Source organism: Bradyrhizobium sp. UFLA03-84, from assembly GCF_002289535.1.
GTDB lineage: Bacteria > Pseudomonadota > Alphaproteobacteria > Rhizobiales > Xanthobacteraceae > Bradyrhizobium > Bradyrhizobium viridifuturi.
Map to the genome: position 1 here is coordinate 1,107,221 of NZ_NSJY01000005.1, position 14,030 is coordinate 1,121,250.

The window sequence follows — 14,030 nt, forward strand, 5'->3', positions numbered from 1 at the left end:
GCCGCCGCTTCCTATATTGGCGCCTGATTCGAACAAGGCAGTCCATGCGCGTCTTCAGCGTTCCCGTTTCCGCGCCGTTCCTGCGCACCGTCATTGCGGCGCTGGTGGACGGCCGCCTGGTGGCGGGATTCGAGGCGCGCAACGATCCGGCAAAGCTCGCCAACGCCACGCTGTACCTGCCGACCCGCCGCGCCGGCCGGCTGGCGCGCGAAATCTTCCTCGACGTGCTCGATTCCGACGCCGCCGTGCTGCCGCGCATCGTAGCCCTCGGCGAGATCGATGAGGACGAGCTCGCCTTCGCCGACCAGGGCGACGATGTCGGCGGCGCCGCGCCGCTGGAAATCCCGCCACGCCTCGGCGAGCTGGAGCGCCGGCTGACGCTGGCGCATCTGGTCGCGGCCTGGGCGAAGACGCCGGTGTCGGCGCCGCTGGTGGTCGGCGGCCCGGCCTCGACCCTGCAACTCGCCGGCGACCTGGCGCGGCTGATGGACGACATGGTGACGCGCGGCGTCGACTGGCGCGCGCTCGACCGCCTGGTGCCGGATCAGCTCGACAAATACTGGCAGCACTCGCTCGAATTCCTGCGCATCGCGCGCGACGCCTGGCCGAATTACCTCAAGGAGATCGGCCGGATCGAGCCCGCGGCGCGCCGCGACCTCCTGATCGAGGCGGAAGCGGCGCGGTTGACCGCGCACCCCACGGGCCCGGTGATCGCCGCCGGTTCGACCGGCTCGATGCCGGCCACCGCCAAATTCCTGCACGCGGTGGCGAAGCTTCCGAACGGCGCCGTGGTGCTGCCCGGGCTCGACACTGATCTGGACGAAGACTCCTGGGACTCGATCGGCGGCGAGCGCGGCGACGATGGCCGCTTCACGCTGCCGCCGTCGTCGAACCATCCGCAATTCGCGATGCACGCGCTGCTCGATCGCTTCGGCATCAAGCGTCGCGACGTCGAGAGCCTGGCCGCTCCTGCGCCGCTCGGCCGCGAGGTGCTGGTGTCGGAGACGATGCGTCCGTCGACCGCCACGGCACAATGGCACGACCGGCTCGAGCGGCCCGAGATCGCGGCGCGGATTTCCGCGGGGATGACCAACCTCGCCGTGGTCGAGGCGCCCAACCCGGAGATGGAAGCGCTGGCGATCGCGGTCGCGATGCGCGAAGCCCGGCATCTCGGCAAGTCGGCTGCGCTGGTGACGCCGGATCGCGCGCTGGCGCGCCGTGTGATGGCTTCGCTAACCCGCTGGAAGCTGGAGTTCGACGATTCCGGCGGCGACGCGCTGATGGAAACGCCGGCCGGCGTGTTCGCCCGCCTCACTGCGGAGGCCGCCGCCAAAGGACTCGAACCACCGACGCTGCTCGCGCTGCTCAAGCATCCGCTGTTCCGGCTCGGCGGCGCGCATAACGCACTGAAGCGCGCGATCGAGGTGCTGGAGATCGCGCTGCTGCGCGGCACGCGACCACAACCGGGGACCGGCGGACTTGCGCGCGACTTCGCACGCTTCCGCGCCGAACTGGTCAAGCTGCATGGCGGCGAGACCTCGTCGCTGCACGCCATGGAGCCGCGTGCGCGGCTGCGCGACAACGAGCTCAACCAGGCCCAGGACCTGATCACCAGATTGCAGGCCGCGCTGGCGCCGCTCGAACGCATGGCGTCGTCAAAACCGCATGATTTCGCCGAGCTGGCGGCGCGCCATCGCGAGGCGCTGATTGCGCTGTCGGCCGACCAGAACGGCGTCGCCATCGTGTTCGAGGAGCGCGCTGGCGCGTCGCTGGCCTCCGCATTCGACGAGCTGCTCGCCAAGCAGCAGCCGAGTGGGCTGATGACGCCCCTGTCAGATTATCCCGAGGTGTTCCAGACCGCGTTCGCCGACCGCATGGTGCGGCGGCCGGAATCGGCGCGGGCGCAGCTCAATATCTTCGGCCATCTCGAGGCGCGTCTGACTGAATCCGATCGCGTAATCCTCGGCGGCCTGGTCGAGGGCGTCTGGCCGCCGGCGCCACGGATCGATCCGTGGCTGAGCCGGCCGATGCGACACGAGCTCGGGCTCGATCTTCCCGAGCGGCGCATCGGCCTGTCCGCGCACGACTTCGCGCAACTGCTCGGCCATGACGAGGTGATCCTCACCCATGCCGCCAAGGTCGGCGGCGCGCCGGCGGTCGCCTCGCGCTTGCTGCACCGCCTCGAAGCGGTCGCGGGCGAAGCGCGCTGGAAGGCGGCGACATCGGCTGGCGAAATCTACGTGAAATATGCCGCCGAGCTCGACCAGCCCGACAAGGTCGAGCCGATGCCGCAGCCGGAGCCGCGGCCACCGCGCGAGGCACGGCCGCTGAAGATGTCGGTCACCGCGATCGAGGACTGGCTGCGCGATCCCTACACGATCTATGCGCGCTACATCCTCAAGCTCGATCCGCTCGACCCGGTCGACATGCCGCTGTCGGCGGCCGATCGCGGCTCCGCGATCCACGAATCGCTCGGCGAATTCACGCAAACCTATGCCGACGCGTTGCCTGACGACATCAAGGGCGCGCTGCGCGATATCGGGGCCAGGCATTTTGCGCCGCTGATGGAGCGACCGGAGGCGCGTGCGCTGTGGTGGCCGCGCTTCCAGCGCATCGCGGCGTGGTTTGCCGAATGGGAGCAGGCACGGCGCGGCAGCATCGACGCAATCCAGGCCGAGATCCGCGGCGAGATCGGCATTCCGCTCGACGATGCCAGGACATTCGTGCTCTCTGCGCGCGCCGATCGCATCGAGCGGCGCGACGACGGCAGCTTCGCGATCCTCGACTACAAGACCGGCCAGCCGCCGACCGGCAAGCAGGTGCGCATGGGGCTGTCGCCGCAGCTGACGCTGGAAGCGGCGATCCTGCGCGAGGGCGGCTTCGCCGACATTCCGGCCGGACGCTCGGTCGGCGACCTCGTCTATGTCAGGCTGAGCGGCAACAACCCGCCGGGCGAGCAGCGTTCGCTGGAACTGAAGATCAAGACCAGCGACACGCCGCAGCCACCCGATGAAGCCGCCGACAGCGCGCGGCGCAAGCTCGAAGCGCTGATCCGCGCCTTCGACGACGAGCAGCAGCCCTACACCTCGCTGAACCTCTCGATGTGGGCGAACCGCTACGGTGCCTATGACGACCTCGCGCGGATCAAGGAATGGTCCGCGGCCGGCGGATTGGGGATCGAGGAATGGTGAAAGCGCCCCGTCCGATCCCGCCGGCGGTACGCGACGCGCAGGCACGCGCGTCCGATCCAAAGGCGTCGACCTTCGTGTCGGCCAATGCCGGCTCGGGCAAGACGCATGTGCTGGTGCAGCGCGTGATCCGCCTTTTGCTGTCAGGCGTGCCGCCGGAGAAGATCCTCTGCATCACCTTCACCAAGGCCGCCGCGGCCAACATGGCCGAGCGCGTGTTCACGACGCTCGGCCATTGGGTGACGCTCGACGATGCCGGGCTCGATGCCGCGATCCGCGAGGCCGGCATCGCGCATCCCAGCGCCACGCTGCGGCGCGAGGCACGAAAGCTGTTTGCCTGCGCGCTGGAAACGCCCGGCGGATTGAAGGTGCAGACCATCCACGCGCTGTGCACCCGCCTGCTGCAGCAGTTCCCGTTCGAGGCCAATGTGCTGGCGCGCTTTGCCGTGCTCGACGACCGCGACCAGAACGAGATGATGGAGCGCGCCAATCTCGCCGTGTTCCTCGAAGCGTCGCGGATTCCCGACAGTCCGATCGGCCGCGCGCTACGGACCGCGATGGCAAATGCCGCCGACGTCACCTTCAAGGAGGTGGTCCGCGAGGCCTGCCTCAGCCGCGATCACTTCATGGCTTGGACCGATGCCGCCGGCAACGCCACGGCCGCCGCCGCGCAGATGTCGGCCGCGCTCGGCGTCTCCACTGAGGATCGCATCGAGGACGTCGAACGCGAGATCGTCGACGGGCCGAACCTGCCGCGGTCGAGCTGGAAGGAGATGGCGACGTTGCTCGACACCAGCAGCAAGGCGGATCAGAAGCAGGCCGAGCGGCTGCGGGCGGCGCTGACCTTCACCGACGCGGCCCAGGTCGACGAATATCTCGGCGTGTTCCTGACCGACGACCGCGCGCCGCGCGCGTCCGTCATCACCAACAACTTCATCAAGAAGAATTCGGTCGCGGGCAACAGGTTCGATGCCGAGATCGACCGGCTCGGTCCGCTGATCGAACGGCGCCGCGCCGTGGTCGCGCGCGACCGCACCGAGGCGCTGATCCACATCGCGACCGCAGCGGCTGCGCATTACCGGCGCGAGAAGCTGGAACGCGGCCTGCTCGACTATGACGATCTGATCGACAAGACGCTTGATATGCTCGACCGCGTCTCCTCCGGCTGGGTGCATTACAAGCTCGACCGCGGCGTCGATCACGTGCTGATCGACGAGGCGCAGGACACCAGCCCGCGGCAATGGGACATCGTCGCCCACATCATCTCGGAATTCACCTCCGGTGCCGGCGCGCGCGATGGCCTGGTGCGTACGGTGTTCGCGGTCGGCGACGAGAAGCAATCGATCTTCTCGTTCCAGGGCGCGGCGCCGCGTGAGTTCGACCTGCGCCGGCGCGAGCTGAAACGGCGGTTCGAGGAGGCCGGGCTGAAATTCGATCCGGTGTCGTTCACCTATTCGTTCCGCTCGGGGCCTGTGATCCTGCATTCGGTCGACCACGTGTTCCGCGAGCAGGAGATCTTCCGCAGCATCCATGCGGTCGAGAACGGCTATCCGATTCACAATGCGATGGCCGATGCCGGCCCCAGCCAGATCGAGCTGTGGGATCTCGCTGTTGCCGACGACCGCCAGGACATCGAAGGCTGGCGCGCGCCGTTCGACGGCGTCGCGATGACCAGCCCCGAGGTGAAGCTGGCGCGGCGTATCCAGGCCGAGATCAAGCGCCTGGTCAGCAGCGGCACCATGACCGGCAGCGCCGGAGGGCGGCGGCCACTGCGTTACGGCGACATGCTGATCCTGGTGCGGCGGCGCGGCAACGCCTTCGACGCGGTGATCCAGGCGCTGAAGCACGCGGGAATTCCGGTCGCCGGTGCCGACCGGCTGAAGCTGACCGAGCACATCGCGATCATCGACCTGATGAACCTCGCCGACGCGCTGCTGCTTCCGCAGGACGATCTCGCGCTCGCGGTGGTGCTGAAGAGCCCGCTGTTCGGCCTCGACGACGACGATCTGTTCAAGCTAGCGCACGAGCGCCGCGGCTCGTTGCGCGAGGCACTGACCGCGCAGGCGCCGACCGACGAACGTTTTTCGGCGGCGCTGCGGCGCCTGGAAGCCTGCGAGCGCCGCTTCACCCAGGAGACGCCGTTCGCGTTCTATGCCTGGCTGCTCGGCGGCGACGGCGGGCGGGCGCGAATCCTACGCCGGCTCGGACATGAAGCCAACGACGCGCTCGACGAATTCCTCGAGCTCGCGCTGAGCTATGAGCGCAAGGCGCCGGCCTCGCTGCAGGGCTTCGTCGCCTGGCTGCGCGCCGCCGACACCGAGGTGAAGCGCGACATGGAGATTTCGCGCGACGAGGTGCGCGTGATGACCGTGCACGGCGCCAAGGGCCTCGAGGCGTCGGTGGTGTTCCTGGTCGACACCACGACCTCGCCGTCGGACACCCAGCGGCTGCGGCTGATCCATCTGCCACAGGGCAATGCCGCGCCGAACGCGCCCGGCGTCGTGGTATGGGCCGGCAAGAAGGCCGACGATCCGCCCGCCGTCGCCGACGCGCGCAAGGCGATGCTCGGCGACACCGAGGACGAATATCGCCGCCTGCTCTATGTCGCGATGACCCGCGCCGCCGACCGGCTGATCGTCGGCGGCTGCATGCCCGGCAACATGAACACGGTGCGGAAATCCTCCTGGTACGATCTGATCACCAGGGGGCTCGCCAATGCCGGGCTCAAGCTCGAAGAGCAGGAGACGCCGGCCGGCAAGGTGATGCGCTATTCGCGGCCGGATGACGTCGCCGATCTCACCGGCGCGGCCGCGTCAACGGCCGCGGCACCGGTCGCGCTGCCGTCCTGGCTGCGTGAGGCGGCCGCCCCCGAGGCGGCCGCCGCGGGCGTGCTGCGTCCCTCCGATCCGGCTGACGGCGACAGCCATCCGATACGATCAGGCGAATCAGTGCAGCTGCGCGCCCGCGCCCTGCAACGCGGCACGCTGGTGCATCGCCTGCTGCAATCGCTGCCCGACGTCGCGCTGGAACGACGGCTCGGCGCGGCGCTCGGCTATCTCGCGCGTAACGCCGATGGCTGGAGCGAGGAAGAGCGCGCGGCGCTGGCCCGGCAGGTGGTCGCCCTGACCGTCGATCTGCGCTTCGCGCCGGTGTTTGCCCCCGGCAGCCGTGCCGAGGTTTCGATCGTCGGCCGGCTGGAGCGGCCGGGCCAGCCGAAGGCGCTGGTCTCGGGCCAGATCGACCGGCTGGTGGTCACGCCGAACGAGGTCCTGATCGTCGATTTCAAGACCAACCACGCCCCGCCGAGGACTGCCGCCGAGGCTCCCAGGGGTTATATCCGGCAGCTCGCGCTGTACCGCGCGGTGCTGGCAAAACTTTATCCCCAGAGGATCATCCACGCCGCTCTGCTCTGGACCGAAACCCCTGAAATGATGGAGATTTCCGCCTCCGCGCTGGACGCCGGGCTGGCATAAGTTCATGTCGGCGTGAGCAAGCTTGACCCGGCAAGGGGGCGTTCATACGTTTGCCGCATGCTCCCGGGCGCGATTCTCCACCGCGCCCTTTTGTCTCAACTGAACGAGGTACTCACATGGCCGTTGGCAAGGTTTCTGACGCCGATTTCGAAGCCGAAGTGCTCAAGGCGACCGGGCCGGTGGTCGTCGACTTCTGGGCCGAATGGTGCGGCCCCTGCCGCATGATCGCGCCCGCTCTCGATGAGATTTCCGGCGCGATGGGCGACAAGGTCAAGATCGTGAAGCTCAACGTCGACGAGAGCCCGAAGACCGCGTCGAAGTATGGCGTGATGTCGATCCCGACCCTGATGATCTTCAAGGGCGGCGAGATGGCGTCCCGTCAGGTCGGCGCCGCGCCGAAGGCCAAGCTGCAGCAGTGGATCACCGCTGCGGTCTGATCCGCTTTGAATTAGCTGATTTGCGACACGGCCGGCGAAAGCCGGCCGTTTTGCTTTACCTGATCCATCCCGTCGCCAGCGCGGAGGCGAGCTCGGCCTCGCCGTTATGTCGTGCCAGCGCGGCCATCGCCGCGTGATCGTAGGGGATGTGGCGGAAGGTGACGTCCCAGTCGCCATCGACCTGTTCGAGGATCGCGTAGCGCGCGTCGGGTGAGCCGGCTTCCACGACATGCGGATGCGGCTTGCCGGCGCGATAGCCGGGCGAGCCGACGCTGCCGGGATTGACGATCAGTCGGCCGTCACCGAGCCGCACCGCGCGGGCGAGGTGAGTGTGCGCGCACAGGATCAGCGATTGCGCGACGCCAGCCGCTTTCGCCTCGATCGCTTCCAGCGGGGACATCAGGACCTCGCCGCCCGGCAGCACCGTGTCGAGCCAATAGGTCTCGTCATCCTGCGGCGTTGCGTGACAGAGGAAGACCTCGTCGCGATAGACCGCGTTCGCCGGCAGCGTGCGCAGCCAATCGAAATGCTTGGGTTCGAGCTGGGTAAAGGTTCGCCGCTCCCAGGAGCCCATTTTCTCGTGCGGACGGTCGATCAGATAGCGGTCGTGATTGCCGAGCAGATGGACCGCATCGAGCGCCATCAGCATGTCGATGGTCGGCCGCGCATCGAGCGGCCCGCTCACCATGTCGCCGAGATCGACGATGTCGGAAATACCCTGCGCGCGAATGTCCGCGAGCACCGCTTCGAGCCCGAGATGATTGCCGTGGATGTCGGCGATCGCAGCAAAACGCATGATGTCTCGTCCTCCCACATGCGCACCGCATCCGGGACGCGCGACCACTTATGCAGGAGGCGTGCCGTTGGCCGCAAGCACCGGGCCGGCGAGGTACAGCGAGCCGGTGATCAGGATGCGCGGCGGCACCTCGTAGGCCAGCGTGGCGAGCCGCTGCAGCGCGGTGTCGACGCCGGTCGCGATCTCGACACGCATGCCGAGCGCACGCGCGGCATCGGCGAGCTTGTCCGGTGCCATGCCGTTGTCGCGGCCGGGCACCGGGACCGCGATGATGTGGCGCGTCAGTCCGGCGAAATTGGCGAGGAAAGCGCCGGCATCCTTGTTGGCCATCATGCCTGCGATCACCACCAGCGGCCGCGACACCCGTTCCTCGAGATCGCCGAGCGCGGCGGCCGCGACACGGCCGCCCTCGGCATTGTGGCCGCCATCGAGCCAGACCTCGGAGCCCTGCGGCCCTTGGCAGACCAGGCTGCCTGAGACCAGCCGCTGCATCCGCGCCGGCCATTCCGCATTGACGATGCCGGCCTCGAAGGCAGCGATGTTGAGCTTGAACGTCTCGATCGCGCGCAATGTCGCGATCGCAAGGCCGGCATTGTCGAACTGGTGGCGGCCGAACAGTTTTGGCGCGGCGAGATCCATCAGGCCGCGCTCGTCCTGATAGACCAGCCGGCCGCGCTCGACGCCGACATGCCATTGCTGGCCGGCGGCATGCAGCGGCGCGCGCATGCGGTGCGCCTCCGCCTCGATCACCGCCATCGCGTCCGGCGCCTGCTCGGCACACACCACTGGCACCTTGCGCTTGATGATCGCAGCCTTCTCGCCGGCGATCAGGGCCAGCGTGTCGCCGAGGAATTCCATGTGGTCCATGCTGACCGGCGTGATCACCGAAGCCAGCGGCGTCTCGACCACATTGGTGGAGTCCAGCCGGCCGCCGAGGCCGACCTCGAGCAGCGCGACGTCGGCCGGATGCTTCGCGAACAGGCAGAACGCGACCGCCGTTTCCATCTCGAAGATAGTGATGGGGTTGCCGGCGTTGATGCGCTCGCAATCTTCGAACGTCGCGCGCAGCTCGTCGTCACCGACGAGCTTGCCGCCGCCGACGGCGCCGAGCCGGTAACATTCGTTGAGCCGCACCAGATAGGGCGAGGTGAAGACGTGCACCCGCAGGCCCGACGCTTCCAGAATCGCGCGCAGATAGGCGACCGTCGAGCCCTTGCCGTTGGTGCCGGCGACATGGATCACCGGCGGCAGCTTGCGCTCGGGATGATCGAGCCGCTCCATCAGGCCGCGCATGCGATCGAGGCTGAGATCGATGCGCTTGGGATGCAGCGCCGATATCCGCGCGATCAGCGCCTCGAACGCGGTCTGAGATGGGGCGGCGCTTGCGGTCACGCGTGCGGCGCGGCCGGCACCGTCTCCGGGGCCGTCACGATCTGGGCCGGTTCGGTGACGGGAGTTGCGGGCTTCGATGCGGTTTCGAGCGCCGGCGATTTGGTGAACAGGCGGCACAGCCGCGCCAGCGTCGCCTTCATGTCATGGCGATGCACGACCATGTCGACCATGCCGTGCTCGCGCAGATATTCGGCGCGCTGAAAGCCTTCCGGCAGCTTCTCGCGGATGGTCTGCTCGATCACGCGTGCGCCGGCAAAGCCGATCAGCGCGCCGGGCTCGGCGATCTGGACGTCGCCGAGCATCGCGTAGGAGGCGGTGACGCCGCCGGTGGTCGGGTTGGTCAGCACCACGATGTAGGGCTGCCGCGCCTCGCGCAGCATCTGCACACCGACGGTGGTGCGCGGCATCTGCATCAGCGACAGGATGCCTTCCTGCATCCGCGCGCCGCCGGAAGCAGCGAACACGATGAACGGGGACTTCTTCTCGACCGCGAGCTCGAGCCCGCGCACCATCGCTTCACCGGCGGCCATGCCGAGCGAGCCACCCATGAAATCGAAATCCTGCACCGCGACCACGACGCCGGCGCCCTCGAGCTTGCCGTAGCCGACCTTGACCGCGTCGTTCAGCCCGGTCTTGGCGCGGGCGTCCTTGATGCGGTCGACATATTTGCGCTCGTCGCGGAACTTGAGCGGATCGGCTGCGACATCGGGCAACGCGACATCGAACCAGGTCTCGTTGTCGAAGATCGACTTCAGCCGCGCCACCGCGCCCATACGCATGTGGTAGTTCGAGCCGGGGATCACGAACTGGTTGGCCTCGACGTCCTTGTAGAACACGAGCTGTCCGGAATCCGGGCACTTGATCCAGAGATTCTCCGGCGTCTCGCGCCGCAGGATATTGCGGATCTTCGGCCGGACAACGTTGGTGAGCCAGTTCATGGTTCGCTCCGAAATGCGGGTCGGTCCCGCACCAGCTGGATATATGGCGGGCCGGGCGAACCCGGCAAGCCGCCGTCTGCGGCCTTGTTGCCGCAAAATGTGGCTTATTCAGCGGCCTGCTTGGCGCCCCGAACCCCCTGCGCCAGCGCCGACACCAGGTCCGCCACCGCGCTCACGGTCTTCGGCGTGGCGCGGCCCTCGGCGTCGAGGCTGCCCTTCAGGGCATCGACCAGCGCGGTGCCGACCACCGAGCCATCGGCGTTCTCGGCGATCGCACGCGCCGCTTCCGGAGTTCGGATGCCGAAGCCGACACAGACCGGCAGCGCGGTGTGCCGCTTGATGCGCGCCACGGCCGCTCCAACGACCTTCGAATCGGCCGCGGCACTGCCGGTGATTCCGGTGACCGCGACGTAGTAGACAAAGCCCGAGGTATTCGCGAGCACCGCCGGCAGGCGCTTGTCGTCGGTGGTCGGCGTCGCCAGGCGGATGAAGTTCAGCCCGGCCTTGATCGCGGGGATGCAGAGCTCGGTGTCTTCCTCCGGCGGCAGGTCGACGATGATCAGGCCATCGACCCCGGCGATCTTGGCATCGGCCAGGAAGCTGTCGACGCCGTAGATGTAGATCGGATTGTAATAGCCCATCAGCACGATCGGCGTGGCGTTGTCCTCCTTGCGGAAGTCGCGGACCATCGCCAGCGTCTTGCGCAAGGTCATCCCGCCCTTGAGCGCACGCAGACCGGCGGCCTGGATCGACGGGCCGTCGGCCATCGGATCGGTGAAGGGCATGCCGATCTCGATGACGTCGGCGCCGGCCTTCGGCAGCGCCTTGAGGATGTCGAGCGAAGTTTTCGGGTCGGGGTCGCCGGCCATCACGAAGGTGACGAAAGCGGAGCGACCCTGCTGCTTCAGCTCGGCGAAACGTGCGTCGATACGGGTGCTCACTTCTGCCTCGCCTTCAAGATGTCGCCGACCTGCGGAACGTCCTTGTCGCCACGGCCCGAGAGATTGACCACCATCAAATGATCCTTCGGCCGCTGCGGCGCGAGTTCGGACAATTTCGCGATCGCATGCGCGGATTCCAGCGCCGGGATGATGCCTTCGAGCCGCGACAGCAGCTGGAATGCGGCCAGCGCCTCCTCGTCGGTCGCCGAGAGATATTTCACGCGGCCGGTCTCGTGCAGCCAGGCGTGCTCGGGGCCGATGCCGGGATAGTCGAGGCCGGCCGAGATCGAATGCGCCTCCTCGATCTGGCCGTCGGCGTCCATCAACAGATAGGTGCGGTTGCCGTGCAGCACGCCGGGACGCCCGCCGGCAAGCGAGGCCGCATGCAGCTGCGTCAGCCCGTGACCGGCCGCCTCGACGCCGAAGATCTCGACCGAGGGATCGTCGAGGAATGGATGGAACAGGCCCATCGCGTTGGAGCCACCGCCGATGCAGGCGATCAGCGAATCCGGCAGGCGACCCTCGGCCTCCTGCATCTGCTTGCGCGTCTCGTGACCGATGATCGACTGGAAGTCGCGCACCATCATCGGATAGGGGTGCGGGCCGGCCACCGTGCCGATGCAATAGAAGGTGTTGTGCACGTTGGTGACCCAATCGCGCAGCGCGTCGTTCATGGCATCCTTCAGCGTGCGCGCGCCGGACTGCACCGGGACCACCTTGGCGCCGAGCATCTCCATCCGGATCACGTTCGGCTGCTGCCGCTCGACGTCGACCGCGCCCATATAGACCACGCATTCGAGCCCGAACCGCGCGCACAAGGTCGCCGTCGCCACGCCATGCTGGCCGGCACCGGTCTCGGCGATGATGCGCTTCTTGCCCATCCGGCGCGCGACCATGATCTGGCCGAGCACGTTGTTGACCTTGTGCGAACCGGTGTGGTTGAGCTCCTCGCGCTTCAGATAGATCTTCGCGCCGCCGAGATGCTCGGTCAGCCGTTCGGCGAAATAGAGCGGCGAAGGCCGGCCGACATAGTCCTTCAGATAAACATTCATCTCGGCCTGGAACGCCGGATCGGCCTTGGCGTCGGCATAGGCCTTTTCGAGATCGAGGATCAACGGCATCAGCGTTTCCGCGACGAAGCGTCCGCCGAAAATGCCGAAATGCCCGCGCTCGTCGGGGCCGCTGCGGAAGGAGTTGGGCAGGTTTTGATTCATCGAACCATCAGTTCTTGGGTTGCGCGTGCGGCGCGGATAAAGGCGCGGATCAGCTCGGGATCCTTGACGCCGGGTGCGCGCTCGACGCCCGACGAGACGTCGACGCCGCCGGCGCGCGTGACGCGGACCGCCTCAGCGACGTTCTCGGCGTTGAGCCCGCCGGAGACCATGTAGGGCAGCGCGAGATCGAGATTTTCCAGCACGTGCCAATCGAACGGGGCGCCGAGACCGCCCGGCCGCGTGGCATCCTTCGGCGCGCGGGCATCGAACAGGATGCGGTCGGCGACGCCGGCATAACCCGGCAGCGGCGCGAGGTCGGCCACGGTTTCGACCGGCAGCGCCTTCATCAGCGGCAGGCCGAATTTCTGCTTGAGATCACGCAGCCGCGCGGTGGTTTCCTTGCCGTGCAGTTGCAGGATATCCGGCCGCAGCGTCTCGATGATGTTCTCGATGGTGGTGTCGTCGGCATCGACGGTCAGCGCGACCTTCACGGCGCGGCCCTTGGCCTGCTTGCCGAGCTCACGCGCGGTCTCGAGGCTGATATGGCGCGGCGACGGCGGAAAGAACACGAACCCCACCATGTCGGCGCCGCCATCGAGCGCGACGTCGAGCGTCTCGCGCGTGGACAGGCCGCAGATTTTGACGAGCAGGGGCATGGTCTCGAAACGGGTCTCAAAACAGGTTTTCGGGCGGCCGGAACCGGGGTGAACCCTGGTCCGACGGGGCGGGTTCTACAACGTCGCGCCCTGCTTGTCTCGCCCATTAGGCCCGTAAAAGCCGAGCTGGGCCGCGGCCGGGCGGCGCTGCGCGTCGTCCCGGGAGGCTGCCGCCCTGAGGTCGGCGAGCTCGGCGCGGACGTGGCGGGCATCGGCCTCGTGCTGCCGCGCGGCGCGGCGCCAGCGCCCCTGCTTGAACCAGGTCGCCATGCCCCCCGCGATCACACCCAGGATCGCGGAAGCGATGATGACCACGAACAGCGGCAGTGTGACCGCAACCGTCGGCGTCACAGAATTGAAGGGATCAAACGACACCGTCACCCAGTGACGGTTGGCGACGGCGAAGATGATGAAGATCAGTCCGAGCGGAATGACGACCACTGCCGTGAAGAACTTTCGCATGACCATCTCTCGCAGCGATGGAGAAGGTGCGGGCCCATCGCCCGCAGCACGGCAACGCCGGAGGCGGCGCTCAGGCCTCAGCCCTAAGCGTCGGCCTTGGGCGCGTCGATCTTGGAGGCTCCCGCCTCGGCCTCGTCGCGATTGAGGCGCTCGCGCATTTCCTTGCCGGTCTTGAAGAACGGCACGCTCTTCTGGTCGACCGGCACGTGCTCGCCGGTACGCGGATTGCGACCGGCGCGCGCCGGGCGATGCTTCACCGAGAATGCGCCGAAACCGCGCAGCTCGACACGGTCGCCACGCGCCAGCGCCGCGACGATTTCATCGAGAATCGCATTCACAATGTTCTCGACGTCCCGCTGATAGAGGTGCGGGTTGTGCTCGGCGATACGCTGAACAAGTTCGGATTTGATCATCGAAAATGGGATCCGGGCTCTTGCGGAAACCCATTTCCGTGAAAATGCCGTGCACTGTCAAGACGCTAAATCGATTTAGGACGCCGTGAAATCGCGTGACAAATAGCCCAATTGGGGCAT

At 67.5% G+C, this 14,030-nt stretch carries 11 protein-coding genes; 3 read left to right on the forward strand and 8 right to left on the reverse strand.

Translation table 11 applies throughout. The features are described from left to right. The first annotated feature begins 44 nt into the window (after positions 1 to 44). From addB to trxA, 3 genes are all read left to right on the forward strand, one after another. On the forward strand, positions 45 to 3,191 hold the full coding sequence (gene addB / locus CK489_RS07960) for a double-strand break repair protein AddB (protein ID WP_095731850.1): 3,147 nt from the start codon (positions 45 to 47) through the stop codon (positions 3,189 to 3,191). Beyond that, positions 3,185 to 6,661 carry a double-strand break repair helicase AddA gene (gene addA, locus CK489_RS07965; RefSeq protein WP_198960858.1) on the forward strand — a complete coding sequence of 1,159 codons (3,477 nt, stop codon included), beginning with the start codon at positions 3,185 to 3,187 and terminating at the stop codon, positions 6,659 to 6,661. Before addB ends, addA begins: the two co-directional genes overlap by 7 nt. 116 nt (positions 6,662 to 6,777) lie before the next feature. Next, a complete protein-coding gene (trxA, locus tag CK489_RS07970) occupies positions 6,778 to 7,098 on the forward strand; it encodes a thioredoxin (RefSeq protein WP_016847387.1) in 321 nt (106 codons plus the stop codon). Between the two features lie 55 nt (positions 7,099 to 7,153). Here the strand turns inward: trxA and CK489_RS07975 are convergent, their stop codons facing one another. The 8 genes from CK489_RS07975 to CK489_RS08010 all read right to left on the reverse strand — a co-directional run bounded on the left by CK489_RS07975 (position 7,154) and on the right by CK489_RS08010 (position 13,910). Further along, positions 7,154 to 7,894 carry a metallophosphoesterase family protein gene (locus CK489_RS07975; protein WP_095731852.1) on the reverse strand — a complete coding sequence of 247 codons (741 nt, stop codon included), beginning with the start codon at positions 7,892 to 7,894 and terminating at the stop codon, positions 7,154 to 7,156. A 48-nt stretch (positions 7,895 to 7,942) separates the two neighbouring features. After that, positions 7,943 to 9,187 (reverse strand): bifunctional folylpolyglutamate synthase/dihydrofolate synthase, encoded by a 1,245-nt coding sequence (locus tag CK489_RS07980; protein ID WP_245350289.1) that lies wholly within the window; start codon positions 9,185 to 9,187, stop codon positions 7,943 to 7,945. A 95-nt stretch (positions 9,188 to 9,282) separates the two neighbouring features. Continuing rightward, positions 9,283 to 10,224, reverse strand: coding sequence for an acetyl-CoA carboxylase, carboxyltransferase subunit beta (gene accD / locus CK489_RS07985; RefSeq protein WP_050629029.1), 942 nt, complete (start codon positions 10,222 to 10,224; stop codon positions 9,283 to 9,285). Positions 10,225 to 10,328: 104 nt separating this feature from the next. After that, positions 10,329 to 11,165, reverse strand: a complete 837-nt coding sequence (gene trpA, locus CK489_RS07990) for a tryptophan synthase subunit alpha (RefSeq protein ID WP_050629028.1) — start codon at positions 11,163 to 11,165, stop codon at positions 10,329 to 10,331. Further along, complete coding sequence (trpB, locus tag CK489_RS07995) at positions 11,162 to 12,379, reverse strand: tryptophan synthase subunit beta (RefSeq protein WP_095731854.1); 1,218 nt, start codon at positions 12,377 to 12,379, stop codon at positions 11,162 to 11,164. Before trpB ends, trpA begins: the two co-directional genes overlap by 4 nt. Continuing rightward, positions 12,376 to 13,035, reverse strand: coding sequence for a phosphoribosylanthranilate isomerase (locus CK489_RS08000; protein ID WP_095731855.1), 660 nt, complete (start codon positions 13,033 to 13,035; stop codon positions 12,376 to 12,378). Before CK489_RS08000 ends, trpB begins: the two co-directional genes overlap by 4 nt. 75 nt (positions 13,036 to 13,110) lie before the next feature. Continuing rightward, entirely contained in the window at positions 13,111 to 13,497 is a 387-nt protein-coding gene (locus tag CK489_RS08005; protein WP_050629113.1) for a LapA family protein, read from the reverse strand. Between the two features lie 83 nt (positions 13,498 to 13,580). Beyond that, positions 13,581 to 13,910 (reverse strand): integration host factor subunit beta, encoded by a 330-nt coding sequence (locus CK489_RS08010; RefSeq protein WP_050426527.1) that lies wholly within the window; start codon positions 13,908 to 13,910, stop codon positions 13,581 to 13,583. Positions 13,911 to 14,030 lie beyond the last annotated feature (120 nt).